At 53.5% G+C, this 25497-nt stretch carries 23 protein-coding genes and 1 pseudogene; 13 read left to right on the forward strand and 11 right to left on the reverse strand.

Annotation, left to right across the window (positions count from 1 at the left end):
• Nucleotides 1-7: 7 nt before the first annotated feature.
• Both Electrica_RS09975 and cfa read right to left on the reverse strand, forming a co-directional pair.
• Nucleotides 8-727, reverse strand: coding sequence for a (Fe-S)-binding protein (locus tag Electrica_RS09975; protein ID WP_141964396.1), 720 nt, complete (start codon nucleotides 725-727; stop codon nucleotides 8-10).
• An 86-nt stretch (nucleotides 728-813) separates the two neighbouring features.
• Nucleotides 814-1961: pseudogene (gene cfa / locus Electrica_RS09980) on the reverse strand (cyclopropane fatty acyl phospholipid synthase).
• Nucleotides 1962-2352: 391 nt separating this feature from the next.
• On the opposite strand from cfa, the gene Electrica_RS09985 reads away from it, so the two are divergent.
• Complete coding sequence (locus Electrica_RS09985) at nucleotides 2353-3030, forward strand: helix-turn-helix domain-containing protein (protein WP_266095178.1); 678 nt, start codon at nucleotides 2353-2355, stop codon at nucleotides 3028-3030.
• Between the two features lie 441 nt (nucleotides 3031-3471).
• Here Electrica_RS09985 and Electrica_RS09990 read toward each other — a convergent pair whose 3' ends face one another.
• The gene (locus Electrica_RS09990; RefSeq protein ID WP_228267407.1) at nucleotides 3472-4929 is read right to left on the reverse strand and encodes a radical SAM protein; all 1458 of its coding nucleotides are present in this window, start codon (nucleotides 4927-4929) and stop codon (nucleotides 3472-3474) included.
• A 215-nt stretch (nucleotides 4930-5144) separates the two neighbouring features.
• On the opposite strand from Electrica_RS09990, the gene Electrica_RS09995 reads away from it, so the two are divergent.
• The 3 genes from Electrica_RS09995 to Electrica_RS29265 all read left to right on the forward strand — a co-directional run bounded on the left by Electrica_RS09995 (nucleotide 5145) and on the right by Electrica_RS29265 (nucleotide 8334).
• A complete protein-coding gene (locus Electrica_RS09995; RefSeq protein WP_141964398.1) occupies nucleotides 5145-6068 on the forward strand; it encodes a LysR family transcriptional regulator in 924 nt (307 codons plus the stop codon).
• Nucleotides 6069-7368: 1300 nt separating this feature from the next.
• Complete coding sequence (locus Electrica_RS10000) at nucleotides 7369-7581, forward strand: hypothetical protein (protein WP_131047863.1); 213 nt, start codon at nucleotides 7369-7371, stop codon at nucleotides 7579-7581.
• Nucleotides 7582-8211: 630 nt separating this feature from the next.
• Nucleotides 8212-8334 (forward strand): hypothetical protein, encoded by a 123-nt coding sequence (locus Electrica_RS29265; RefSeq protein WP_407081255.1) that lies wholly within the window; start codon nucleotides 8212-8214, stop codon nucleotides 8332-8334.
• A 513-nt stretch (nucleotides 8335-8847) separates the two neighbouring features.
• Here the strand turns inward: Electrica_RS29265 and Electrica_RS10010 are convergent.
• Nucleotides 8848-9447 (reverse strand): TetR/AcrR family transcriptional regulator, encoded by a 600-nt coding sequence (locus Electrica_RS10010; protein ID WP_141964399.1) that lies wholly within the window; start codon nucleotides 9445-9447, stop codon nucleotides 8848-8850.
• Between the two features lie 462 nt (nucleotides 9448-9909).
• On the opposite strand from Electrica_RS10010, the gene Electrica_RS10015 reads away from it, so the two are divergent.
• Nucleotides 9910-10299, forward strand: coding sequence for an efflux RND transporter periplasmic adaptor subunit (locus Electrica_RS10015; protein WP_141964400.1), 390 nt, complete (start codon nucleotides 9910-9912; stop codon nucleotides 10297-10299).
• Between the two features lie 346 nt (nucleotides 10300-10645).
• Here Electrica_RS10015 and ychF read toward each other — a convergent pair whose 3' ends face one another.
• Together ychF and pth are read right to left on the reverse strand one after the other, a co-directional pair.
• Complete coding sequence (gene ychF, locus Electrica_RS10020) at nucleotides 10646-11740, reverse strand: redox-regulated ATPase YchF (RefSeq protein WP_131047867.1); 1095 nt, start codon at nucleotides 11738-11740, stop codon at nucleotides 10646-10648.
• A gap of 117 nt (nucleotides 11741-11857) precedes the next feature.
• Nucleotides 11858-12442: an aminoacyl-tRNA hydrolase gene (gene pth, locus Electrica_RS10025; protein ID WP_100682420.1), complete on the reverse strand. Its 585-nt coding sequence runs from the start codon at nucleotides 12440-12442 to the stop codon at nucleotides 11858-11860.
• A 272-nt stretch (nucleotides 12443-12714) separates the two neighbouring features.
• Between pth and ychH the strand changes: the two genes are divergently transcribed.
• Both ychH and Electrica_RS10035 read left to right on the forward strand, forming a co-directional pair.
• Nucleotides 12715-12990, forward strand: a complete 276-nt coding sequence (gene ychH, locus Electrica_RS10030; RefSeq protein WP_100682421.1) for a stress-induced protein YchH — start codon at nucleotides 12715-12717, stop codon at nucleotides 12988-12990.
• A 243-nt stretch (nucleotides 12991-13233) separates the two neighbouring features.
• Nucleotides 13234-14280, forward strand: a complete 1047-nt coding sequence (locus Electrica_RS10035; RefSeq protein WP_141964401.1) for a MerR family transcriptional regulator — start codon at nucleotides 13234-13236, stop codon at nucleotides 14278-14280.
• Here the strand turns inward: Electrica_RS10035 and dauA are convergent, their stop codons facing one another.
• From dauA to lolB, 4 genes are all read right to left on the reverse strand, one after another.
• Complete coding sequence (gene dauA, locus Electrica_RS10040; RefSeq protein ID WP_131047869.1) at nucleotides 14281-15960, reverse strand: C4-dicarboxylic acid transporter DauA; 1680 nt, start codon at nucleotides 15958-15960, stop codon at nucleotides 14281-14283.
• 124 nt (nucleotides 15961-16084) lie between these two features.
• Nucleotides 16085-17032, reverse strand: coding sequence for a ribose-phosphate diphosphokinase (prs, locus tag Electrica_RS10045; protein WP_002910407.1), 948 nt, complete (start codon nucleotides 17030-17032; stop codon nucleotides 16085-16087).
• 179 nt (nucleotides 17033-17211) lie between these two features.
• Nucleotides 17212-18063, reverse strand: coding sequence for a 4-(cytidine 5'-diphospho)-2-C-methyl-D-erythritol kinase (gene ispE, locus Electrica_RS10050; protein ID WP_167686269.1), 852 nt, complete (start codon nucleotides 18061-18063; stop codon nucleotides 17212-17214).
• Nucleotides 18063-18674: a lipoprotein insertase outer membrane protein LolB gene (gene lolB, locus Electrica_RS10055; RefSeq protein ID WP_032687099.1), complete on the reverse strand. Its 612-nt coding sequence runs from the start codon at nucleotides 18672-18674 to the stop codon at nucleotides 18063-18065. Before lolB ends, ispE begins: the two co-directional genes overlap by 1 nt.
• 273 nt (nucleotides 18675-18947) lie before the next feature.
• Between lolB and hemA the strand changes: the two genes are divergently transcribed.
• From hemA to kdsA, 6 genes are read left to right on the forward strand one after another with little or no spacing between them, the layout of a single operon-like run.
• Nucleotides 18948-20204, forward strand: a complete 1257-nt coding sequence (hemA, locus tag Electrica_RS10060) for a glutamyl-tRNA reductase (protein WP_131047870.1) — start codon at nucleotides 18948-18950, stop codon at nucleotides 20202-20204.
• Nucleotides 20205-20245: 41 nt separating this feature from the next.
• Nucleotides 20246-21328 carry a peptide chain release factor 1 gene (gene prfA, locus Electrica_RS10065; protein WP_131047871.1) on the forward strand — a complete coding sequence of 361 codons (1083 nt, stop codon included), beginning with the start codon at nucleotides 20246-20248 and terminating at the stop codon, nucleotides 21326-21328.
• The gene (prmC, locus tag Electrica_RS10070) at nucleotides 21328-22179 is read left to right on the forward strand and encodes a peptide chain release factor N(5)-glutamine methyltransferase (RefSeq protein ID WP_142255868.1); all 852 of its coding nucleotides are present in this window, start codon (nucleotides 21328-21330) and stop codon (nucleotides 22177-22179) included. The genes prfA and prmC overlap by 1 nt, the downstream gene beginning before the upstream one ends.
• Nucleotides 22176-22568: an invasion regulator SirB2 gene (sirB2, locus tag Electrica_RS10075; RefSeq protein ID WP_100682427.1), complete on the forward strand. Its 393-nt coding sequence runs from the start codon at nucleotides 22176-22178 to the stop codon at nucleotides 22566-22568. The genes prmC and sirB2 overlap by 4 nt, the downstream gene beginning before the upstream one ends.
• Nucleotides 22569-22571: 3 nt before the next feature.
• On the forward strand, nucleotides 22572-23384 hold the full coding sequence (gene sirB1 / locus Electrica_RS10080) for an invasion regulator SirB1 (protein WP_100682428.1): 813 nt from the start codon (nucleotides 22572-22574) through the stop codon (nucleotides 23382-23384).
• A gap of 39 nt (nucleotides 23385-23423) precedes the next feature.
• The gene (kdsA, locus tag Electrica_RS10085) at nucleotides 23424-24278 is read left to right on the forward strand and encodes a 3-deoxy-8-phosphooctulonate synthase (RefSeq protein WP_100682429.1); all 855 of its coding nucleotides are present in this window, start codon (nucleotides 23424-23426) and stop codon (nucleotides 24276-24278) included.
• Between the two features lie 114 nt (nucleotides 24279-24392).
• On the opposite strand, the gene chaA is transcribed toward kdsA, so the two are convergent.
• Entirely contained in the window at nucleotides 24393-25493 is a 1101-nt protein-coding gene (chaA, locus tag Electrica_RS10090) for a sodium-potassium/proton antiporter ChaA (RefSeq protein WP_100682430.1), read from the reverse strand.
• Nucleotides 25494-25497: the final 4 nt, after the last annotated feature.

Here is a 25497-nt window from a genome sequence, read left to right on the forward strand (position 1 = left end):
TATTTCCTTATCGGCTCATCAGAACATCAGCGATATGGAGTACCTGGACGTTGTAGTCTTCGCGTTGCAGACGTCCACCGATATTGAGTAAACAACTGGCATCCGCGCCGATCAAATAATCGGGACGGGCATCCATGATGTGTGCGACCTTTTCCTTCACCATCTCACCGGAGATCTCCGCCATTTTGACGGAAAAGGTGCCACCAAAACCGCAGCAGGTTTCCTGGGCATTGAAGGGGATAATCTCCAGGTCCCGGACTTCGCGCAGCAGCATCATTGGTTCATCACGTACACCCAGTTTGCGAAACAGGCTGCACGAAGGGTGGTAGACGGCACGGCCTGGTAGACGGGCACCCACGTCCGTCACGCCAAGCTGGTGAACGATAAATGAGGTCAGATCAACCATTCTGCTGGCCACTTTTGCGGCGCGTAGTGCCCATTCTGGTTCATTAACCAGCCAGTCAGGATAATGGCGAATGGCATTCATGCAGGAGCCCGCAGGTGAGACAATCGGATAGTCATTCTCTTCAAACGCCACGATTTGTGCTTTCATACCGGGCACGGCATCGTTGATATAGCCGCTGTTGATCGCGGGTTGCCCGCAGCAACTCTGTTTTTCGGGAAATGTAATGTTACAGCCGAGTTGTTCAAGCAATAGCACACTATTTCGGGACATACGCGATTTGATCGCGTCGCCGATGCAGGTAACAAAAAAATTAACGTTCATATTATTTAGCTTCCAGCAGAGATAATTGTATATTTTTGTTTTCATTCAACGGCAGGGTCGTGCTGTTGGTATATTCGTCTTTCGTGTCAGCGAGCGACGCAAAGGCCGCCCGTCACTCCGTGGCTAAAAGGACCTGCCAGAGCTGAATGTTTCTGGCCCGAAAAGCCCCTGCACAGGCGGTGAGGTAGTAGTTAAACATACGGCAAAATTCGGGTGAGTAGTTATCTGATAACTGTGACCAGGCATCGTTAAAACGGCTATACCAGGCCATCAGAGTTTTATCGTAATCGGCGCCAAAATTGTGCCAGTCCTCCATCACAAAATAAGGTTCACTGGTATCGGCGATATTTTTTACGGAGGGCAGAAAACCGTTCGGAAAAATATATTTATTGATCCAGGGATCGACATTGTGCTGGGTTTGATTTGAACCAATGGTATGCAGTAAAAAAAGGCCATCAGGTTTGAGGCAACGATCCACTGCTTTAAAATAGGTGGCATAATTTTTAGGACCAACGTGCTCGAACATCCCGACAGAGACGATGCGGTCATATTGCTTTTGCAGGTCGTGGTAATCCTGAAGCAGGATAGTGATATCCATACCGGCCTTGCGGGCGTCGGCATACGCTTTTTGTTCCGCGGAAATGGTGATGCCGTCGACTTTTACGCCATAATGTTGAGCGGCATATTGAGCCAGTCCACCCCAACCGCAGCCAATATCCAGTAACGTCATGCCCGGCTTAAGCTGCAGTTTTTCGCAAATCAGCGCCAGCTTATTCTCCTGAGCCTGATACAAGTCTTGTGTGTTTTTCCAGTAACCGCAGGAATATTGCATCTGCGGATCGAGCATACGGCTAAACAGATCGTTGCCGAGATTGTAGTGCACCTCACCAACCTGCCAGGCCCGTTTGCGGGACTGAGGATTGGTCAGCCGGGCAAATGCAATACGAAGAAGATCGGCAAGATTAGCTGGACGCTGCTTGTCCAGTTCGGCTCGCAACAGCTTTTCAAAGAAGGTGTCAAGACGCTTACAGTCCCACCAGCCTTCCATATAGCTTTCGCCAAGGCCGAGAGAGCCTTGCTGTAATACGCGTCTGAAAAAACGTGTGTCATGGACTCGGATATCCCAGGGGGCGGTACCATTAATCATAATGCCGGCCTGCGATAACAGCTCCTGCGCTATTCGTTGCCAATGGCTTTCTTTACTCATAACATCGACGTTACATTCGTTAGCCATCTTTTTTCCTTCAATGTTTTCTTTTGTTAGCCGAAAAACCTGCTCGTCATTTACGCTCAACCGGTGTGGAAAAAGTGTGGCGCTGTCAATACTGCGGTAAATCAATACAATGGAATAACCTTTTGCTATAAAAGGTTATCGATCGGCTGTATGGGTGATAACGTCTTCATATCCGGGTAAAACATGCTTAATTTCGGTTCATTATTCAGCAAACCCGTATTGCCTGCGCTGCGTTAGCAAGACAAACTTCATCGAATAGAGGTCAGTTTTTATGTCTCCCACGCTTGTTTCGCCGCCATGCCAGCCTGTTAGCGGACAACCTGCTCCCGTTTTGCTGTCTCTGCCACGACCAGTTTACTTCCGCACCTACCCTTTGCAGGACGATACGGGGGTGGATCAACATCAGCATCCTTTTGCCGAATTTCTGTATGCGCGGGAAGGGAATATGCGTGTAGAGATTGAAGGTAAGACGATGATTGTTCCTGCCCTTTACGGCGTGTGGATCCCACCCCATATACCGCATCGTATTCTTGCCAGTAGCAACGTGTTGCTGGAAAGCCTGTATGTGGAAGCGGATTTTGCCGCCATTGAACACAGTGGCAGTAAAGTGGTGGTCGTGAGTGATTTTGTGCGCGAATTTATTCACTACGCCACGGCACATGTGCCTGAAATGTATGAGCCCGAAGGTGAAGAGGCACAACTGGTCCAGGTGCTGGTGACCTTACTAAGGCGATTACCGGATGCCGGGTTGTCGGTCCCCTGGCCGCAGTCGCCTTTGCTGATGAAGGTGTGTCAGAAAATACAAAAAACACCGGGCGAGGCGCACAGTATTGAAGAGTGGGCATCCAGAAGTGGTATGTCAGTACGGACCTTCACACGTCACTTCAAAACGGAAACCGGTCTGGCATTCAGCGAATGGAAAAAACGGGTGCGAATGCTGGAGGCGGTGGTGATGTTAAAACGCAATCGCAGTGTGACTCAGGTTGCGCTTGAGCTTGGCTACGCAACTCCTGCCTCGTTTACCTTCGCGTTTCGCGGGATGTTTGGCGTACCGCCAACACGCTATTAAGGTGTTACCATCCATAATAAACGTGCTGATGGAGAGTGCCTTATCGGTATACCAGCCGCTCTTTTTTCAGCAGTGCGTAGACGAAGGTATTGTCATATCTTCCTTTGCCGTCCTGCTATACAAATGAGACGAATTCTTTAAAACAACCTTCTTTACACATATGAAGACTGTCACACAGTCGCAGGGAGGCCAGAATATAGTCTTCGGGGCGAGCGAAAACCAATATCAACGGAGCCTGGCCACGAAGTCAGGTGTGGCAGAAAAGTGTCATCTCCAGTGGAGTCGGATTCTGGTTTTTGGAAGGAGAGGCGGCGCAGCACTGTCCACCCCTGTTATTAAGTCGTCCGATGTGACCAGCGGGCCAGCGGCCCGCAATATCACCGTCATCACCGTCGTATTGATGGGACAGCACCGAAGACGGACATGACAGCATAGTCTTTTCTATTTTTTTATTCCGGAAGCAGCATAAAGACTGGGTTCGGCATGATACGCCTGGCCGTAACCCTCTTCATCCCATATTTTTATCGCATATTTCTTCCAGTTTTCCGCCAGCTTATCCAGTTCTGCGGCGAGGGTAAAGTAACTGTCAGAGCCATCATGCTGGGGGACGGCATGGTGTTTTTCGATATGCTCGCGAAATTTGGAGGGGTTATCAATAATGGGGCACGGACGCATCAGGTTGTTATTGAAGGGAATTTGTTGCTTATAGCCCTCAAAAAAGGGACTTTTCAGGATATCAATAATCCGTTTTTCACGCACATTATCAGTGGCGTACGGCTGGAAGACACAGGGCTCAGCACCTCCTTTAGCATTGATGTGCAGGTAGTTGGCCCCACCTGACATGCAGCCGTTAACCAGAAAACCGTGATTCCAGAAGTCAGCCAGGAACCCCAGGCGGCCCGATTTGCGTAACGCTTCGAGGAAATGAAAACGCTCATAGCGCTGCCTGGCGTCAGGAACCAGGTCCATCGTAGCATCACGACCCATAGGCATATACTGGAAAATCCAGGCATATTTAACCCCGAGCGTGTCGATGATAAAGTCCCAGAAGACATTTCCACAGATCTGCTCGTGGTTTTGGGAGGTCGCCATAATAGAGGCGCCGCACATGATCCCGAAGCGCTCAAGCCGTTCGTAAGCGGTAATAATTTTGTCCCAGGTCCCTTCCCCCCGACGCCAGTCAGTCATATCTTTAAATCCCTCAACTGAAATCGTCACGGCGACATTCCCTAGCTCTGCCAGTTTCTTAACCCGACTCTCTGTCAACATGGTTCCGTTGGTAAAGACCATAAAGTAGCAGTCGTCGAAGTGGGAAAAGATCTTCATCAGTGGCTGATAGACAAAGGGTTCACCACCGGTAAACGTAAAAAAGCGTACGCCCAAATCGTAAAACTGTTGAATAAGATCGAATATTTCCTCTTCGGTGTAGTGGAACCGATTTCCGTACAGCGCGGAATAGCACCCTTTGCATTCGAGGTTGCATTCATAGGTGGGGGAGATGAGCACCAGAAAGGGAATGTGGGTAGAGTATTTTTCGCCCGCCATGTCTCGCAACTCCGCGCCGGAAACAACGTGGTTGAAGATCAGATTGGTAATGAGTTTCTTTCTGGCTCTTGGGTTGAGGGAGCGTAAAATGCCCATCCAGCCTTTTACCATAGGGTCGCGATCCCGGCACATATTGGCTAACTGAATCAGTTCGGCCTTACTATCTTCGGTCATCCGGGCACCTAAGCGAAATATTTTCTCCAGGCCTGACTCATCGACATGGCTGAGGATGGTATCCAGAGCAATCGGTAGAGCCCTTTTTGTTAACGCATTGAATTTCATTTTGTTATCCAGAAGTCGTTTCCATACAAAGCGGCTCGTCAACGACAACGTCACCAACCAGTGCGAAGCCATTACATCTCTGCTTATTTGTATGATAAATTGATTGTTGGCTAGCGTCGCGCTCGGCGCCTCCCGGCAAAGCAAAGACACTGTAACTCTGTGGTTATTGGTGCAGTTAGATCAGGACCAGCAAAACTGTTTTGCATGAATTCTGTTGCTGGCCCCGCAGTTCGGCTCCGCTGATTGCGCTATCTCATCGGCACTGTTTAGGGGAAAAAACGATAGCAATGAAGTTTCTCGTAATTATCAGAACATTCGTATGTGTGGTGCAGCTTAAGGGCTTTAGTCCAGCGGCAAGGGAATTGAATATTGAAACTTCGACGGTATCGCGCCATGTGGCTTTGCTTGAGCAAGATTTGCGTGTGTCGCTGTTTAACCGCTCGACACATGGGCTGTCACTCACCGAGGCCGGTAAGCTGTTTTACCCCCGGGCGGTGGCGTTGTTGGAGCAGTGGGAAGAAGCGCGCAGCCTGACATCCGGGCTCAATGAGCGGCCTGCCGGATTACTGAGGATCAGTATGCCGCCATCCTTCGGCAGGATGCATATAATGCCCCACGTTAATGCATTTCTTCAGGGTAATCCTGATATCTCACTGGAGATCCTGTTCAGTGATGAGCTGGTGGATTTGATTGAATCCAGTATCGACCTGAGTATCCGCATTGGCCCCTTACCTGACTCCACCATGCATGCGCGGAGAGTCGCTTCTCATCATCGTTATGCCTGCGCCGCACCCGCCTGGATTGCAGGTAGAGGCGCTGAGGTAACAATGGATTGTACCGGTACCAATGCGCCGGAACTGCTGATGCTAAGCCATATCAACAGAAGCTGCTGGTATGCGCGCAGGGAAAATACCGGCGATGCCTGGAGGCGTGTGCCTGCAAACTTTCGATTTAGCTGCAATGATGATGAGGCCCTTTATCAGGCCTGTCTGCAGGGGGGCGGGATAGCGATTCTCCCCGATTGGCTTATTACCGGGGATTTACGTGAAAATCGACTGATGCGTCTTTTCTCTGACTGGGAGTTCAGCCTTTATCGCGATGAAACCGCCATCCAGTTCGTGTATCCCAGGAAAAAGATTGTTGCCAGTAAAGTCCGTTCATTTATCGATTTTTATATAACCAGAATTGGATGCCTTAACGAGACAATTTAAGAACAAACCCCCCTGGTTGGCAGGAGCGTCTCGCACGGCAGGAAAAGAGACTAACAACGACCAGAAGCTCCTGTCAGTGCCAATTGTCCGGCTCAATATTACCGCTCTATTCTCACTACCTTTCCGCAGTTCAATGATATGACGGCAGGTTAAGTTCTGATGCCGACAGGTAACCGCATCGATGCCAGCTCGATCTCCGGATGCCCGGGGTATCGGACGGATAAAAACAGATATTCCTGCTTCGAGGCAGAGATCCTTAACGGTACTTCCGGTTTCAACAGACTTCAAAACAACGATGATCGGATGCTCAGTGAATCAGGCTTTACGCATGGTGATCTCCTCGGGAACACAACCAGTATGTCGGAAGAACTCTAAAAGTGAAGGGTTCGTTTTAGCGGTATGCTTACAACTTCGTCGCCGTAGCCATTTACCTGATGTGTAACGCCCCACATTCAAACGCATCCAGTCCGTAGAGTTACCTGGGGCTCAATACGCGACGTGAAGGTGCGTCTGCACAAAGGGGAATGTGGCCTTTTTATATCCCAGGACTGGCCAGTGAACCGGCTGCGCTACCTGCTGCTGTGGAAAACCGATCTCGAGTTGTATTAGCTCAGATTTGATCTGACACAGCTATGGCACAGAACTAAATCTAATCTGACAGATTGCTCCGCGCTGTGAAACTGCTCTTCGGTGAATCGTGACTTTTTCATCGGCGCAACCTTCGCTCAGAGTAGCCATTATCATGCCGGAATTCTGTTTCTGAATGGCGCAGGATTTTGGGTCAAGGTCATGTTTTGGCACTGATCTGAAGTTTTTTCGGAAGAAGGGAATAATTGACCTTTTCTTTCATGGACATACTCTTAAATAGCTAATAAATTGTAATGGCATGGAAACTTTCTGGTTTCCTTTTTTGTGTTCACGGCATATACTCTGTACCACAATAATGGTTTAAGTGGATCTGGATTTTTGCAATCCATATACGATGGTTTCTGATTTTTATAACGTTTTTGAAGGCCGTCATAGTCGGTGGATATCCACCATCTTTCCCACTAGTCGTTCCGTTCACGCGAAGAATTTCTCGCTGGAATGTTCGAAACCATTGACCAGTAATTTATCGGCGTTACTGCGTATCCCTGACACATGCGTTTATGGAATAGTCAGCAGTAAATACCCGGAAAGTTGTTAAGGTTTCCACGATTTTTCAGGATGATACGATTCATGCATAAAGTGATGAGGATGAAAGGCAGAATGACGCGCTGAATTTTTTTCTGCTAATTACAGACATAAGCGGGGAGGGTAAATGGCTAAATTAGGGGAGACAGTTCCTCATGTCATTGAGATAACTGTTGATTTTCTCGCAAGTACTCAGGCATTTAAAGAGTATATGGGGCTGCTGATATCCAGCGATATCATACCTGACGATGTACCGTCAGATAAATTCGATTTTTATCTGGAAAGGTTACGATACTACAGAAGTATTTATCATCCTCAGGGTGTTAAAGACTCTGAGTGATTTATAGCCCCGTTGTAGGTCGTACCCCTGTTAAGAACAGGGTCTAATTAATTGTAGCAATCTTATATCTGGCTTTACAATAATGTATAGTTATATGATATATATCATTAAAAAATTAGAGGATGCTATTTTAGGGGGCTGTGCCGGAATCATATGAAGGGAAGTACTATTCTCTGCAGGTATAATGGTCACCAGGATATACTTTGAACTTATTGCACTATATCAAAATGGACTAACCAGGATGGTTCGGACGTATGTCCGCGATGACCGCAACTTCGGCTTAGTAATGCCGCGGGCTGTATGATTCTCATGCAGTCCGAACAGAAATAGTATCCATCTGCATGTCCATCATGCCAGCTTGTGTGCCTGAGGCAGTCTGCCTCTCGCTTAATTAAGCCGGACGGTTCCTGGTCCGATTTTTATGCCTGAGATCAATAAATTTACGTTCATCACAGGAGTGCTTCCACATGCGCACAATATATCAAGAACTGTCCAGGATAAAGAGGCAATCTATTAACAGAAAAGCATATGACCTTATTACATCAGTTCAAATTAAGGGGTATGCCAATGAATAAGCAGAATTTAAACGATTTACAGAACTATGATTTTCTCGCAAAGAGCTTCGCCAGTATGTATGTGTCTGGTCACATTATAGATATCGAAACGATCACCGGTAACATGCCAAGGGAAGTGCGGAAGTGGTTTCTGGAACGATACGAGTATTACTGCAAAAATGCTCTAAGCGAAAAGTGACCTGAGGAGTTTTAGGTGGCTTTATTCCAATAAGCCGGGTGGGTAAAACTGCCCGGTTTTTTATGCCGGCAATCCAGGTTCAGAAATATTATAGCTGACCAATTCGACATACACTGACGACTCTTTCATCCCGTCCCCTGGCTATAAGTTCTGAATACCTCTGTTTTTGCCCTCTGGTCTGTATACCAGATGCAAGGGCTACGATTGACTCAGTTTTTCTGATACTGGGTATTGCGACGGGACGCTTATTGGTGCTGTACCTGGAAAACTCCCAGTATATTAAATTTACATTAACATGTGATAATCTTTCATTATCGTTTTTATTGATGTCAGATGATGGGAATCATTAATAAAAACATGTCGATAATACAGAAGCCCAAATGGGTCGCATCATTTTTTCGATGACGTCATTGCTCCAGATGGGAATCAAAGCGGTTGTTACTTTAGCTTGATATGAATCATCTGTTTTTCCCATTCCATCAAAGGTCAGTAATTATTTGTGCGGAGTACGGCTTAAATACCATGCAGAAATATTTTCATGCTTTCTACTACGCGCTGTCGAATCTCGGACTTATCCGGCAATGGAATTAAGCCGAGCGTTGCGTCCCGCAGCGGTTCGGCAATAACCATGCTAACCAGCATTTCCGCCGCGTTCATCGGGTTTTCAAGCTTGATTTGTCTGCTTTCACAATAGAGAACAAGTTCGTCCACCAGCGGCCTGATCCCGAGATCACGCACCGTATTGACATAAGTGCGTGCCAGCGTTGGGAACCGTATCCCTTCGCTCATGATAAGCCGGTAAGAGGTGACACCGTCAATGGATAATGCCAGCGTGGAGAATGCTTCCAGGTAGGCCTCCAGACGCACGACATGCTCTTGGTGAGGCGAGATTTTATCCAGACTGGCCCTGGGATGGCTCAGGGCCTCGGCGACAACGACGAAGAACAACTCTTCTTTGGATGCGACATATTTGTAAATCGTCTTTTTAGACATTCCGCAGGCCGTGGCGATATTGCCAACGTTGGCGCTGGCATAGCCATTAGCAAAAAATTCTGTTTTCGCGCATGCCAGCAGTTTGGCGGGAATTTGCGATCTGTTATCACATTCTGACATGGAAGTACCTGGTTCAGTTAATCACATGACATTATATCACGGAAACCGATAAGTTTCCTTTTGCGTCCTGATGTTGTATGGTGCGAGCCTGTACTCGCCGCAATGTATTGCCTCGAACGCGGCTTTGGGGGAGACGCTGGTCGCACAAATTGTAGGAGAAGAAGCAGATGAGAAACGGTATCGGCAGAATTAATGTCTATCACTCTATGATCCTTCCCGCGTGGGCGACATCCGGCCATGGTGATTCAAATCAAGGTGCCGCATGGTAAGAACTCCTTCGTTCATCGCCAACAAAATCCGCAATTGTTAGCGGCTGTACCTTGGTGATCCCCGGAAATCGAAAGCATAAGGTAACGACAGCATGAGATATAGCCAGATATGCGGGCTGGGTTCGTCCTGTACGCAGCGTGGCGGCGGAACCGCGCCAGATGAGTGACAGTATCGTGTTGACGGGGGCAGATTGTGGCCCGCCTGAAGAATACCACCGAGTTGAATACCTGCGATGCTGCGCAGGCTGACCTGGCAGCGGCACGTGCCGTGCTGACCCAGGCTCAGACCAATGAGCGGCGTCTGGCGGTACTGGCGAAAGAGCGGGCTGTGTCGTATATGGACTATGAAGATGTTGAGCGACAGATGAAAACAGCGCGTGAGCAAGTGCGCGCCGCCGGGGTCCCGCTTGGTTCCGCCGAGGCACAGTTGGGTTACACGGTGCTGCGTGCAACGGCCGACAGCGTGGTGGTAGCGAAACATGCGGAAGTGGGCGAAGTAGTGGCGACCGGCAGCCCGGTGATCACGCTGGCGCAGCACGGCGGTCTCGATGCGTATTTTGACGCTCCGGCGCGACTTCCGTGACCATTGGCCGCGGGCTTCAGTTCGGCCACCGACGTTCCTGCCTCGGCTTACTTCAGGATGGATATGATCTGGCTGTCAGTGAAACGTGATTTTTCATAGAGATCTCCCCGGTTCAGATTACGAGAAAATTCTACTTATGAACACACCGGTTTTTCGGGAGATTACCTACTCACTTAAAATGAAGATGGAAGAATGTTGTACTCATCCATGTACTCATTTTTGACTGCGCTGTTGCGAGATGAGCTGAGACTCTGTGAAATGAAAAATCCACGCAACCGCGTGGATTTTATAGGGTTTTTCCGTTGTTATGAGATTCAGCGAAACCTCATGACACAGCAAATTTTATTTAGACGTTAAACAGGAAGTTCATGATATCGCCATCTTTAACGATATAGTCTTTCCCTTCGGCGCGCATCTTGCCGGCTTCTTTCGCCCCTTGCTCGCCTTTGTAAGTGATAAAGTCTTCATAGGCGATGGTCTGTGCGCGGATAAAGCCTTTTTCGAAGTCGGTGTGAATTTTGCCTGCCGCCTGCGGAGCGGTAGCGCCAACAGGGATGGTCCACGCGCGAACTTCTTTGACGCCAGCGGTAAAGTAGGTCTGCAGGTTCAGCAGCTCATAACCGGCGCGGATCACGCGGTTCAGGCCCGGCTCTTCGAGACCCAGTTCGGCCATGAACTCATCACGGTCGGCATCGTCCAGTTCAGCAATATCAGATTCGACAGCGGCGCACACGGCGACCACCACGGAACCTTCAGCAGCGGCGATCTCGCGAACTTTATCGAGGTACGGGTTGTTCTCAAAACCGTCTTCGTTGACGTTAGCGATGTACATGGTCGGCTTCAGCGTCAGGAAGCTCAGGTATTTGATGGCGGCCCGGTCTTCTTCGGTCAGGTTTTTCAGCGCGCGCAGCATGCCGGCGTTTTCCAGCTGCGGCAGGCATTTTTCCAGCGCCGCCAGCTCAGCTTTAGCGTCTTTATCGCCGCCTTTCGCTTTCTTCTGTACGCGGTGAATCGCGCGTTCGCAGGTATCGAGGTCGGAAAGCGCCAGCTCGGTGTTGATCACATCGATGTCGTCTGCCGGATCCACTTTGTTATTCACGTGGATGATGTTGTCGTTCTCGAAGCAGCGCACCACGTGACCGATAGCTTCGGTTTCACGGATGTTGGTCAGGAACTGGTTACCCAGACCTTCGCCTTTGGATGCGCCTTTCACCAGGCCCGCGATGTCGACGAATTCCATGGTGGTCGGCAGAATGCGCTGTGGTTTGACGATTTCAGCCAGCTTGTCCAGACGCGGATCGGGCATCGGCACGACACCGGTGTTCGGCTCAATGGTACAGAAGGGGAAGTTGGCCGCTTCAATACCCGCTTTGGTGAGCGCATTGAACAGGGTGGATTTGCCGACGTTGGGCAAACCGACGATACCGCATTTGAATCCCATGATTTAAATCACCTTAATCTTTGGATAATCAACCTGTTACAGTGAGCAGATTGCAGAAAAGTAAATAGCCTGGGCTATTATACACGGTGCGCGGCAAAAATTCCGCACGTCGACCGGTTATTGCGCTTTAAAAGCGTGTAAACGGTTGGTCGCTTTGGTGAGACCGTCTTTCAGCCACACCTCGGTACAACGCGCCGCTTCGTCAACCGCTTCATCAATCAGTTTCTGTTCGCTCGCCGGTGGTTTACCCAGCACAAAGCCGACAACTTTATTTTTATCGCCCGGATGGCCGATTCCGACACGTAAGCGATGAAAGTTGGGGTTATTGCCCAGCTTACTGATGATATCTTTCAGGCCATTGTGGCCGCCGTGGCCGCCGCCGAGCTTGAATTTTGCCACCCCGGGCGGCAGATCCAGCTCATCGTGCGCCACCAGAATCTCATCCGGGTTAATGCGGTAGAAGGTGGCGATTGCCGCCACGGCTTTGCCGCTGAGATTCATAAAGGTGGTCGGGACCAACAGGCGGACATCTTCGCCGGCAAGGTTAATCCGCGAGGTGTAACCGAAGAATTTGCTCTCTTCGCGCAGCGGGGCGCGATGGCGCTCTGCCAGTAAATCTACGTACCAGGCGCCAGCGTTGTGCCGGGTCGCCGCGTATTCAGCGCCGGGGTTCGCCAGGCCGACAATCAGTTTTATCGTCACTTTTCTATCCTGCTTGGGTCGTTCTCTGGCGCGTAGTGTACTGTTTGCCGACGCGGTTGACAAAATTCTGCCGGCACAACGACAGGGAAAGAGATAATTACCCTCATGAACCATTAGAATTTGATGTTGTTCAGTCACTTATTTGTAAGTTTTTGTTGGTTTGATATTGACTAATGTGATCGCCGACGCAACCAACCTTATCCCCATTGTCTATACTAGACCTATAAGTTTTGGGGATATCCCCAGGTAACCCAAGGTTCCGGAGGTGACATATGAAACGCAGAAATGCTTCGTTACTCGGTAATGTACTGATGGGTTTAGGATTGGTCGTCATGGTTGTTGGCGTGGGTTATTCTATTTTAAACCAGCTTCCGCAGATTGACCTGCCTCAGTTCTTCGCTCATGGCGCGATATTAAGTATTTTTGTCGGCGCCGTTCTCTGGCTTGCCGGGGCGCGCGTTGGCGGACATGAACAGGTCTGCGACAAATACTGGTGGGTCCGCCATTACGATAAACGCGGCCGCCGCGATCAGCACCGGCACAGCTAAGCCCGTTTTAGTTTATCGCACCAGCCGTCTCAGGCGGCGGTGCGCTTAGATAACGTATTTATCTGCAGCCAGCTGCCTTACCGGTAGCTGGCTGTTGTGCTTTTCGCGTCCCGCTTTTCTTCACATCAACGCCTTTGCTGCCCGAATGGCGCCTTCACGGTAAAATAGATCTTTCTTTGACTCTTGACCCTGACGTAACGTCAGGCGGCAGAGTAGCGCTATGGTCGCACGACAGGAGCAGTTATGTTAATTCAGGTGGGTGAACTGGCGAGACGCGCCGGAATGACCGTCCGCACGCTACATCACTATGAACAAACGGGGCTGCTGATGCCGTCGGCCAGAAGCGAGGCGGGGTACCGACTCTATAACCTGGCGGCGGTTCAGCGTCTGCATATGATTAAGGCGCTGGCGCAGGCCGGGCTGGAACTCGCCACTATTAAGGACTACCTTGACCAGGACGCGTTTTCGCTTTCCGACCTGCTGGTACAGCAGATCTCGACGCTGGATAAGCAGCTGCGCGCGGTCTCCACGCTACGCGAACGGTTGGTTCAACTACGCGAAGAGCTGGAAGGCGGTAGCGAGCCTGACCTGGAGTCCTGGCTACAGACGCTGGAGTTAATGAAAATGTACGATCGTTGGTTTAGTCCGCAGGAATTACAGGCGCTGCCGTTTGCGGAGCAGGATGAGCAGCGCAACCAGGTCTGGCTGGCGCTGGTGACGGAGGTTCGCCAGTTAATCGCTGCGGCGTGCCCGGCGGAAGATCCGCGGGCCATGGCGCTGGCGACCCGCTGGATGGAGCGCCTGGAGCTGGACACGGCCGGGCGGCCCGAGTTTCTTACCCGCCTGAATGAAATGCACGTCGCCGAACCGCAAATGCGCGAGCAAACCGGTATCACCGTGGAGGTTATGGACTACATTACCCGCGCCTTTGCCGAGAGTAAGCTGGCTATCTGGGCGCGCTATCTGAACGCCGATGAGCTGGCCTTCACGCGCGCGCACTACTTTGATCGACTGATGGAGTGGCCGGTGCTGGTGACGGCGCTGCACGAGGCCTGTCGCGAGCATTGCGACCCGGCTTCAGCAGCGGGGCAGGCGCTGGCCAGGCAGTGGCTGGCGTTGTTTCAGTCCTATGCCGGAACCCATCCCCAGACTCAGCAAAAATTCCGCTTTGCCATGGAGCGCGAACCGCACCTGATGAAAGGGACCTGGATGACGCCGGAGGTGCTTGGCTGGCTCCAGCGGGCGATTGGCGTGATGATGACGCAGGCGCATGCGCCCGCGTCACGATAGTTAAATGTCTGCCAGCGCGGCAGCACGGTCGGGATAGAAGCTCAGACGCCCGGCAATCGGCTGAACGCCTGCCCGTGCCAGCGTGCGCAGCGGCTGAAACTCAAGATTAGAGACGCGCAGTTCACAGCCTTCCGGCAGTTTATTGACGAAACGCTGGAAGGCATCCAGACCGCCGGCATCCAGTACCGGCACTGCATCCCACTTCAGGACCACGATCCGCTTACCTGCAATCCGCGTTTCCAGATCGTTAAACAGCCCTTCAGCAGCGGCAAAAAACAGGGGGCCAATAACCCGCAGGACCAGCACATCGTCGGGCACATCCACGTTGACCGGCGCCAGATGGGTCATGCGCGCAATACGGCGCATGAACAACAGCGAGGCCAGCACGATACCGACGCTGATAGCGATGACCATATCAAACAGTACGGTCAGCGACATGCACATCAGCATCACCACGATGTCGTCCTTCGGCGCGTAGCGCAGCAAATTCACCACCTTGTGCGCTTCGCTCATATTCCACGCCACCATCAGCAGCAGCGCCGCCATTGCAGACAGCGGGAGCCACGAGAGCAGCGGCGCCAGCGCCAGCAGCGCCATAATCACCAGCAGCGCATGAATAACGGCGGATACCGGCGATGTCGCGCCGGCTCGGACGTTAGCCGCTGAGCGGGCAATGGCGGCCGTGGCGGTAATACCGCCAAAGAAAGGGGCGACGATATTGCCGAGTCCCTGGCCTATCAGTTCACTGTTGGCTTTGTGCTTCGTGCCGGTCATCCCGTCGAGAACCACCGCACACAGCAGTGATTCAATCGCGCCGAGCATCGCCATCGAGAAAGCCGCCGGCAGCAGCGCCCGCAGCGACTCCCAACTGAGCGTAAAGTCGGAGCCCGGCATATCCCACGGTAGCACCAGTTGCGGCAGCAACTGTGGGATCCCGTTGCCCTGGCTACCGTCAGCCAGAATATAGTGGAACTGAGAGCCGATAGTCGCGACGTGGCCCCCCAGAAGGTTGACGATCGCCATCACCGCACAGCCCGCCAGCAGTGCAGGCAGGTGGCCCGGCAGACGAATGCCCAGACGCGGCCAGATAATCAGCGTGCCCAGCGTGACAATGCCAATGGCGGCATCGCCAGGATTAATGGTCGGCAGCGCCATAGCCAGCGCGCCGACTTTCTGCAGATAGTGTTCGGGAACGTGCGCCATCTGCAGACCCAGAAAATCTTTAATCTGCATGGTACCAATAGTGATACCGATACCGGAGGTAAATCCGAGGGTCACGGACACCGGGATATATTCGATTAACCGGCCAAAGCGGGCCAGGCCGAAAAGAATTAAAAAGACCCCGGACATCAACGTCGCCACCAGCAGCCCGGCGAGGCCAAATTGCTGCGACACCGGATAGAGGATGACCACAAATGCGGCGGTAGGCCCGGATACGCTAAAGCGCGAGCCGCCGGTCAGAGCGATAATAATCCCGGCGACGGCGGAGGTATAAAGTCCATACTGCGGCGCGACACCGCTGCCAATAGCCAATGCCATTGCCAGAGGAATGGCAATAATCCCGACCGTGATCCCGGCGATCAGATCGCGGGTGAAACGAGATAGCGTATATTTTTCTTTCCAGCAAGCATCGATGAGGGCGCGGAAAGGCATCACATGTGAGGAAAATAATCTGTTCACAATAATGTTTGATCCATGAGCGCATCATCTGTCAACTAAATGGCAGGTGAAGGAGGCAATAGTCATACAAATCAGGTTGAGAGACAAAAAAACCCGCCGCAGCGGGTTTTTTGGCCGGGCTCGATTAATGTTCGAACATAGCAGAGATAGATTCTTCGTTGCTGATACGACGAATCGCTTCCGCCAGCATGCCAGACAGCGTCAGCGTACGTACCTTGTCCAGCGCTTTGATTTCCGGCGCCAGCGGAATAGTATCGCAGACGACGAATTCATCAATCACAGAATTTTTAATGTTCTGGATAGCATTGCCGGAGAAGATCGGGTGAGTGGCGTAGGCAAATACGCGTTTCGCTCCACGTTCTTTCAGCGCTTCAGCTGCTTTACACAGCGTGCCGCCGGTATCGATCATATCGTCAACCATAACGCAGTCGCGACCGGCAACGTCACCGATGATGTGCATCACCTGGGAAACGTTAGCGCGCGGACGGCGTTTGTCGATGATAGCCATATCGGTATCGTTCAGCAGTTTGGCGATAGCGCGAGCGCGCACCACGCCGCCGATATCCGGAGAAACCACGATCGGGTTATCCAGGTTCAGCTGCAGCATATCTTCCAGCAGAATAGGGCTGCCGAATACGTTATCAACCGGAACGTCGAAGAAGCCCTGGATCTGTTCTGCATGCAGGTCAACGGTCAGTACGCGGTCGACGCCAACGCTGGAGAGGAAATCGGCAACCACTTTCGCGGTAATCGGCACACGGGCAGAACGCACACGACGGTCCTGACGAGCATAGCCGAAGTAAGGGATAACAGCGGTGATACGACCCGCCGAAGCGCGACGCAGAGCATCAACCATAACAACCAGTTCCATCAGGTTGTCGTTGGTGGGAGCACAAGTGGACTGGATGATGAAAATATCACCACCGCGTACGTTTTCATTGATTTGTACGCTGACTTCGCCGTCGCTAAAACGACCTACAGCGGCGTCGCCAAGAGAAGTGTACAGGCGGTTGGCAATACGTTGTGCTAGTTCCGGGGTGGCGTTACCAGCAAAAAGCTTCATATCAGGCACGAGAAGAACCTCAGGCATGCGTCCAGTGGTGGATGAAAAGCGCCAGAAACCGTGCGGGCGGCACTCTTCTATCCAGGCGGTGTATTTAAAGAGAACGATGCAACGTCTGGAACAGGGTGACGTTGTCACCGTTACTCAATTTCCCCGGCGTACGACGGTAATTCGTGCAAAAAGCACAACTACCTGGGTAGGGCTAGCTTAAGCGGGGAGATATTCACTCCGCGCGCGACAAAGCCTTGTAGCCATTCCGGGGCTTGCTCCAGCACCTGACGAGCGGCAGACTCGGTGTCAAATTCAGCAAAGACACAGGCCCCCGTGCCAGTCAGGCGCGACGGCGCATATTCTAACAGCCAGGAAAGCGCGGCATCAACCTCGCGAAAACGTTTTCTTGCGATAACCTCGCAATCATTGCGAAATTCACATTTTAGTAACGTACTTATTGACCTGACCGGGGTATTTCGTGGTAGCCCGGGATCGCGGAAAATGATCGGCGTCGGAATACTGACCCCAGGATGAGCGACCAGGTACCACTTTTCTGGCGGTTCGACCGGCGTCAGAATCTCGCCAATGCCTTCGGCAAAGGCGGCGTGACCGCGTACGAATACCGGCACATCGGCACCCAGACGCAATCCCAGCGTCGCCAGTTGCTCTTCCGACAAACCGCAGCCCCACAGATGATTGAGCGCCACCAGCACCGTCGCGGCGTTGGAGGAACCGCCGCCCAGACCGCCGCCCATCGGCAGACGTTTATCGATGCTGATATCGGCGCCGCTACCGGGGGGAAGCTGTCCGGATGCTGTCGCCGCCTCCATCAGCAGCCTGGCGGCGCGAATAATCAGATTCTCTTCATCGGGTACGCCGGCAACCGGCGTCAGCAGGCGCAGCGTGCCGTCATGACGCGGCTCGATAGTTAAGGTATCGCCATAGTCCAGAAACTGAAACAGCGTCTGCAGAGTGTGATAACCATCGGCGCGCTGTCCAGTGATGTACAAAAACAGGTTCAGTTTTGCAGGAGAGGGCCAGCGGGTCATCATTTCACAATCCAGTTATCCATTTTCAGCTTGATGCGCTGACTGCCGTTGTTCAGCTCCATGTTGGCCGGCAGCGATGGCTGGGTATCGCTGGTGTAGCCGCCGTAGGTGACATGCCAGGTTTTGCCGTTCTGCGTATAGTTCAGTTCGCTCAGGCGATACTTATCGTCCAGCGAGTAGTCGGTGGCGTCGCCCGGCAGGCCGACTATCCACTGGCGCAGGCTGTTGAGCGGAATCGGCATTCCGGTCAGGCGGCCGATCATCTCTTCGGCATCGGTCGCCGTATAGGTCTGGCCCTTGTTATCGATCAGCGTCACGCTGCCCGGCTGGGCGGTCAGCGACAGTTCGGTGCTGCCTAGCGGGTTGGTCAGCAGCAGGCGATAGCGATCCTGACCGGTTTGCTGCCAGAAGAAGCGGGCGTAAACTTTTTGTTCATCGGAGAGATAAGCGAAGGCGCCGCGGGTCTGGTACTGGCTCAGATTGCGGACATCCTGCTGGTGCTGACGCCACTGAGGAGAGTCAGGGCTTTTGCCAGGGCCTTTCGGGGCGTTGAGAGTACAGGCGGTCAGGACCAGGCTTGCCAGCGGTAACAGGCGGAGCAATCGATTCATAATGATGACAAATCCTTGATATCTACAGTGAAATTCGGCGACGCGACGATACGCGCCCGATTTGTGTAGCGGGTTACAATGATAACCCTTAATGCTAGCGTTGCCCGGCGATAGCGTCTACGTTCAAATTGTCTGAAATCAAAAAATTACCGTTAATGGCTTTTAAGCCCGGAACCTATTACTCCAAAAGGGGAGCGTCTCTTTTATTGATTCCGCGCATCCTGTATGATGCGCTCAGACTAACCTTAGCAACGCTGGTACTATTCCCTCACAATGACCCTTTTAGCCCTTGGCATTAATCACAAAACAGCCCCGGTCGCGCTGCGAGAACGCGTAACGTTTTCGCCGGACACGCTCGATAAGGCGCTGGAGAGCTTGCTGGCTCAGCCAATGGTGCAGGGTGGAGTGGTGCTGTCGACCTGTAACCGCACGGAGCTGTATCTCAGCGTTGAGGAACAGGATAATCAGCAGGATGCGCTAATCCGCTGGCTGTGCGATTACCACCATCTTAATGAAGAAGACCTGCGTAAAAGTCTGTACTGGCATCAGGATAATGATGCGGTCAGCCATCTGATGCGCGTCGCCAGCGGCCTCGATTCACTGGTGCTCGGCGAGCCGCAGATTCTGGGACAGGTCAAAAAAGCCTTCGCCGATTCCAGCCGCGGACATCTCAACGTCAGCGAACTGGAGCGGATGTTCCAGAAGTCGTTCTCGGTGGCAAAGCGCGTACGTACTGAAACCGATATCGGCGCCAGCGCGGTCTCCGTGGCCTTCGCCGCCTGTACGCTGGCGCGACAAATCTTCGAATCCCTTTCAAGCGTGACGGTGCTGCTGGTCGGCGCCGGGGAAACCATTGAACTGGTGGCGCGTCATCTGCGCGAGCACAACGTGCGCAATATGGTGATTGCTAACCGTACCCGCGAGCGCGCGCAGGCTCTGGCCGAGGAAGTCGGCGCGGAGGTGATCGCCCTGAGCGACATCGACGAGCGGCTAAAAGAGGCCGACATCATCATCAGTTCAACCGCCAGCCCGCTGCCGATTATCGGCAAAGGAATGGTGGAGCGTGCGCTGAAGGCGCGGCGTAATCAGCCGATGCTGCTGGTTGATATCGCGGTGCCCCGCGATGTCGAACCCGAAGTGGGTAAGCTGGCGAACGCCTATCTGTACAGCGTGGACGATCTGCAAAATATCATTCAGCATAACCTGGCGCAGCGTAAAGCCGCGGCGGTACAGGCCGAAACGATCGTCGAGCAGGAAACCAGCGAATTTATGGCCTGGCTGCGTGCCCAGAGCGCCAGCGAGACTATCCGCGAATATCGTTCCCAGTCCGAGCAGGTCCGTGAGGAGCTGACGGCGAAAGCGCTGGCTGCGCTGGAGCAGGGCGGCGATGCGCAGGAAATCATGCAGGATCTGGCGCGTAAGCTGACCAATCGCCTGATCCACGCACCAACCAAATCTCTTCAGCAGGCTGCCCGTGACGGGGATGATGAACGCCTGCATATTCTGCGCAACAGCCTCGGGCTGGAATAGCGCACATTTCTCTTTTTTCAGGACAGGGTGAATTCACGCCTATGAAGCCTTCTATTGTTGCCAAACTGGAAGCTCTGTACGAACGCCATGAGGAAGTTCAGGCGCTACTGGGCGATGCCGCGACCATCGCCGATCAGGATCGATTCCGCGCGCTGTCGCGGGAATATGCGCAGCTGAGCGACGTGGCGCGCTGCTATACCGAATGGCGCCAGGTGCAGGACGATATCGAGACTGCGCAGATGATGCTCGACGATGCGGAAATGCGCGAAATGGCGCAGGAAGAACTGCGCGACGCGAAAGCGAAAAGCGAAGAGATGGAGCAACAGCTGCAGGTGCTGCTGCTGCCGCAGGATCCGGATGATGAACGCAACGCCTTTGTCGAAGTCCGCGCCGGTACCGGTGGCGATGAAGCGGCGCTGTTTGCCGGCGATCTGTTCCGGATGTACAGCCGTTATGCCGAAGCCCGCCGCTGGCGCGTGGAGATCATGAGCGCCAACGAAGGCGAACATGGCGGTTATAAAGAGGTGATTGCCAAAATCAGCGGCGATGGCGTGTATGGTCGGCTGAAATTTGAGTCCGGCGGTCATCGCGTGCAGCGCGTGCCGGCCACCGAATCCCAGGGGCGTATTCACACCTCCGCCTGTACCGTGGCGGTGATGCCGGAGCTGCCGGAAGCCGAAATGCCGGATATCAATCCGGGCGATTTGCGTATTGATACTTTCCGCTCCTCCGGGGCCGGCGGTCAGCACGTTAACACCACCGATTCGGCTATCCGTATTACCCACTTACCGACGGGGATTGTGGTGGAGTGCCAGGACGAGCGTTCGCAGCACAAAAACAAAGCCAAAGCGTTGTCGGTGCTCGGCGCGCGTATTCGCGCGGCGGAAATCGCTAAGCGTCAGCAGGCGGAAGCGTCAACCCGTCGTAACTTGCTGGGCAGCGGCGATCGCAGCGATCGTAACCGCACCTATAACTTCCCGCAGGGCCGCGTGACCGACCACCGTATCAACCTGACGCTCTACCGTCTGGACGAAACGATGGAAGGGAAACTGGATATGCTGATTGAGCCGATTGTTCAGGAATATCAGGCCGATCAGCTGGCCGCGCTTTCCGAGCAGGAATGATGACCTTTCAACAGTGGCTGGCGCAGGCGATTGCCCGACTGAGCGCGAGTGAAAGCCCGCGACGCGACGCCGAGATCCTGTTAGGGCACGTCACCGACAGGGCGCGGACCTGGCTCCTCGCCTTCGGTGAAACGGAGCTGACTCTGGAACAGCAGGCGCAGCTGGAGACGTTGCTGAGCCGCCGCCAGCGCGGCGAGCCGGTGGCCCATCTGGTGGGCGAGCGCGAGTTCTGGTCGCTGCCGCTGCTGGTTTCCCCCGCAACGCTCATTCCGCGTCCGGATACCGAATGCCTCGTCGAGCAGGCGCTGGCGCGGCTGCCGGCGACCCCGTGCCGGATTCTGGATTTAGGCACCGGCACCGGCGCGATCGCCCTGGCGTTAGCCAGTGAACGCCCGGACTGTCAGGTCACGGCGGTGGATTTCATGCCCGATGCGGTGGCATTAGCCGCGCGTAACGCCGGGCGCCTTGCCCTCACTAACGTTACCGTACTGCAAAGCCACTGGTTCAGCGCGCTGGCCGGACAGCGGTTCACGATGATTGTCAGCAACCCGCCCTATATCGACGAAGCCGATCCGCATCTTGAGCAGGGCGATGTGCGTTTTGAGCCGAAAACGGCGCTGGTTGCTGCCGATAACGGCCTCGCCGACCTCGCGCATATCATCCGCGAAGGGCGTCGTTTCCTGATGCCCGACGGACTGATGCTGCTGGAACACGGCTGGAAACAAGGGGCGGCGGTACGGGCGCTGTTCGGCGACGCGGGCTACCACGATGTGACGACCTGCCGTGACTACGGCGATAACGACCGCCTGACGACAGGGCGGTTTTCCGGCATGGAGAAAGCTGGCATATGAATCTGTTTAGCGCGGTGCTGTATCTGCATATAGCGTGTGTGGTGGTTTCCGTCAGTCTGTTTACGTTGCGCTACTGGTGGACCTACAGCGGCAATGCCCGGCTGAACCAGCGCTGGGTGCGCATTGCGCCGCACTGCTGCGATACGCTGTTATTGCTGAGCGGCGCAGGGTTGATGGCTATAACGCACTATCTGCCCTTCACTGAAGACGGCTCATGGCTGACTGAAAAGCTGTTTGGCGTTATTATTTACATCGCATTGGGTTTTATCGCGCTGGGCCGTCGTCGCCCGCGCAGCCAGCAGAGCCGGTTTATTGCCTTTCTGTTGGCGTTGGTGGTGTTGTTCATCATCATACAACTCGCCATTACAAGAACACCGTTACTGGGGTAAGTCATGAGGTCATTAGCTGATTTCGAATTTAACAAAGCGCCATTGTGCGATGGCATGGTCCTCATTTCTGAATTAATCCGCGACGATTTTCCGACGCACTACGTGCAGGATGAGCTGGAACGACTGCTGGGCCTGGCGCAGGAGGAAATTGCCTCTTCCTGGGATCAGGAGCGTCAGCTGGAGCGACTGCTGGAGCTGTTCTACCATGAGTGGGGTTTTCGCGATTCCCACGGTGTTTACCGACTGTCCGATGCGTTGTGGATAGACAAAGTCCTGCTTAACCGTCAGGGGAGCGCGGCGTCATTAGGCGCTATCGTGCTGTGGATTGCCCAGCGTCTGTCGCTGCCGCTGGTCCCGGTTATCTTCCCGACGCAGCTGCTGTTGCGCGCCGACCCGGAAACCAGCGAAGAGATGTGGCTGATTAACCCGTTCAACGGTGAAACGCTCAACGAACATACGCTGGAAGTCTGGTTGAAGGGCAATATTAGTCCGGTCGCCGAGCTGTTCAACGAGGATCTCGACGAAGCGGATAACGCGGAAGTGATCCACAAGCTGCTCGACACTTTAAAATCGGCGCTGATGGAAGAGCGGCAGATGGAGCTGGCCCTGCGCGCCAGCGAAGCGCTGCTGCAGTTTAATCCGGAAGACCCGTACGAGATTCGCGACCGCGGGCTGATCTACGCCCAGCTTGAGTGCGATCATGTTGCGCTGCTGGATCTGAACTATTTCGTCGAACAGTGTCCGGAGGACCCGATCAGCGAAATGATCCGCGCGCAAATTAATACGATTTCGCATAAACAAATTACTCTTCACTAATCTGGAATGAATCCGGTTACACCCTGATAAGGCGATCTTATGAAACAAAAAGTGGTTAGCATTGGTGATATCAACGTAGCAAACGACCTGCCTTTCGTCCTGTTTGGTGGGATGAACGTGCTGGAATCCCGTGATCTCGCGATGCGCATCTGCGAACACTATGTGACCGTCACGCAGAAGCTGGGCATTCCTTACGTGTTCAAAGCCTCTTTTGATAAAGCCAACCGTTCTTCCATTCACTCCTATCGTGGTCCGGGCCTGGAAGAAGGGATGAAAATTTTCCAGGAGCTGAAGCAGACCTTCGGCGTAAAAATCATCACTGACGTTCATGAAGCAAGCCAGGCGCAGCCGGTTGCCGACGTGGTTGACGTTATCCAGCTGCCGGCGTTCCTCGCTCGCCAGACCGACCTGGTCGAAGCGATGGCGAAAACCGGCGCGGTGATCAACGTCAAGAAACCGCAGTTTGTCAGCCCAGGCCAGATGGGTAACATCGTCGACAAGTTTATCGAAGGCGGTAACGACAAAGTGATTCTGTGCGATCGCGGGGCGAACTTCGGCTATGACAACCTGGTTGTCGACATGCTGGGCTTTGGCGTGATGAAGAAAGTGTCCAACAACTCGCCGGTTATCTTCGACGTCACCCACGCGTTGCAGTGTCGCGACCCGTTTGGCGCCGCGTCCAGCGGTCGTCGTGCTCAGGTAACCGAGCTGGCGCGTGCCGGTATGGCAACCGGCCTTGCTGGTCTGTTCCTCGAAGCACACCCGGACCCGGAACACGCGAAGTGCGACGGCCCGTCCGCGCTGCCGCTGGCTAAACTGGAGCCGTTCCTGCAGCAGATCAAAGCGATTGACGATCTGGTGAAGAGCTTTGCGGAGCTGGATACCAGCAACTAATTCAGCGCTCCTGAATGCGAAAAGCCTGCCCGTTGTAAAACCGGCAGGCTTTTTTATGCGCCAGTCACGGCGCAGAACGCTCCCCGGCCGACGCCGCGACGCCGGGGAGAGCGGTCAGGCAAAAATGGTCATCAGATAGGCGGCGAAGAGCGCCAGGTGCGCGGCACCGTTCAGCACGTTGGTGCGGCCGGTCGAGAACGATATCTGGCACAACAGCAGCGAGGCGACCATTACCACCATTTCCGGTGCGCCAAGACCAAATTTCAGCTCGTTGCCGGTTAAGAAGGCGATTAAGGTGACCACCGGCACGGTCAGGGAAATCGTCGCCAGCACCGAACCAAAGAACAGGTTCATCGCACGCTGCACCTGATTGTTGAGTACCGCTTTCAACGCGCCGAGCCCTTCCGGCGAGAGAATCAGCAGCGCAACCAGGAAGCCGGTAAAGGCCACCGGCGCGTTCATGCTGGTCAGCAGCGTCTCAAGCGGATTCGCGTTCATCTTGGTGACCGCGATAACCGCCACCAGGTGAATTAACAGCCACGCGGTATGCCAGGCGCTGCTGTGGGCGGACGGTTTGCCATGATGCGGGTCGTCGTCGTCACCGTCATCTTCATGCTCATAAATAAACAGGCTCTGGTGCGTTTTGGTCTGAATCAACAGAAACACGCCGTACATGGCGGCGGAAATCAGCGCCACCAGCAGCGACTGCCCGGTGCTGAAATTCGCCCCCGGCAGCGCCATCGGAAAGACCAGCACAATAATCGCCAGCGGGAACAGGGCGATGAGATACTGCTTGATACCAAACAAATTCATATACTGAGTGGCGAATTTACGCCCGCCCAGCAGCAGAGAAAAGCCGACCAGCCCCCCGGTGACAATCATAATGATTGAATAGAGTGTATCGCGCATCAGCGTGGGGGCCGCGTCGCCGGTTGCCATTAAGGCAGAAATCAGGCTGACTTCAAGAATTACCACCGAAAGACTTAAAATTAACGAACCGTACGGCTCGCCCAGGCGGTGGGCCAAAACATCTGCGTGACGTACGACGCTGAACGCGCTACTCAGGATACCGATTAAGGCCAGAATGTTAATGCCAATGACCGCTGGCAGTGACTGACTACTTCCGAAGAAGATAAGCACCGCCAGCGCCAGAATCGGGAAAACCAGCGATGTCTCCTTGTGGCGGGTTTTCACCGCCTCATGTACATGCGTCATGAAC

The sequence above is a fragment of the Klebsiella electrica genome, from assembly GCF_006711645.1.
Classification (GTDB): Bacteria; Pseudomonadota; Gammaproteobacteria; order Enterobacterales; family Enterobacteriaceae; genus Klebsiella; species Klebsiella electrica.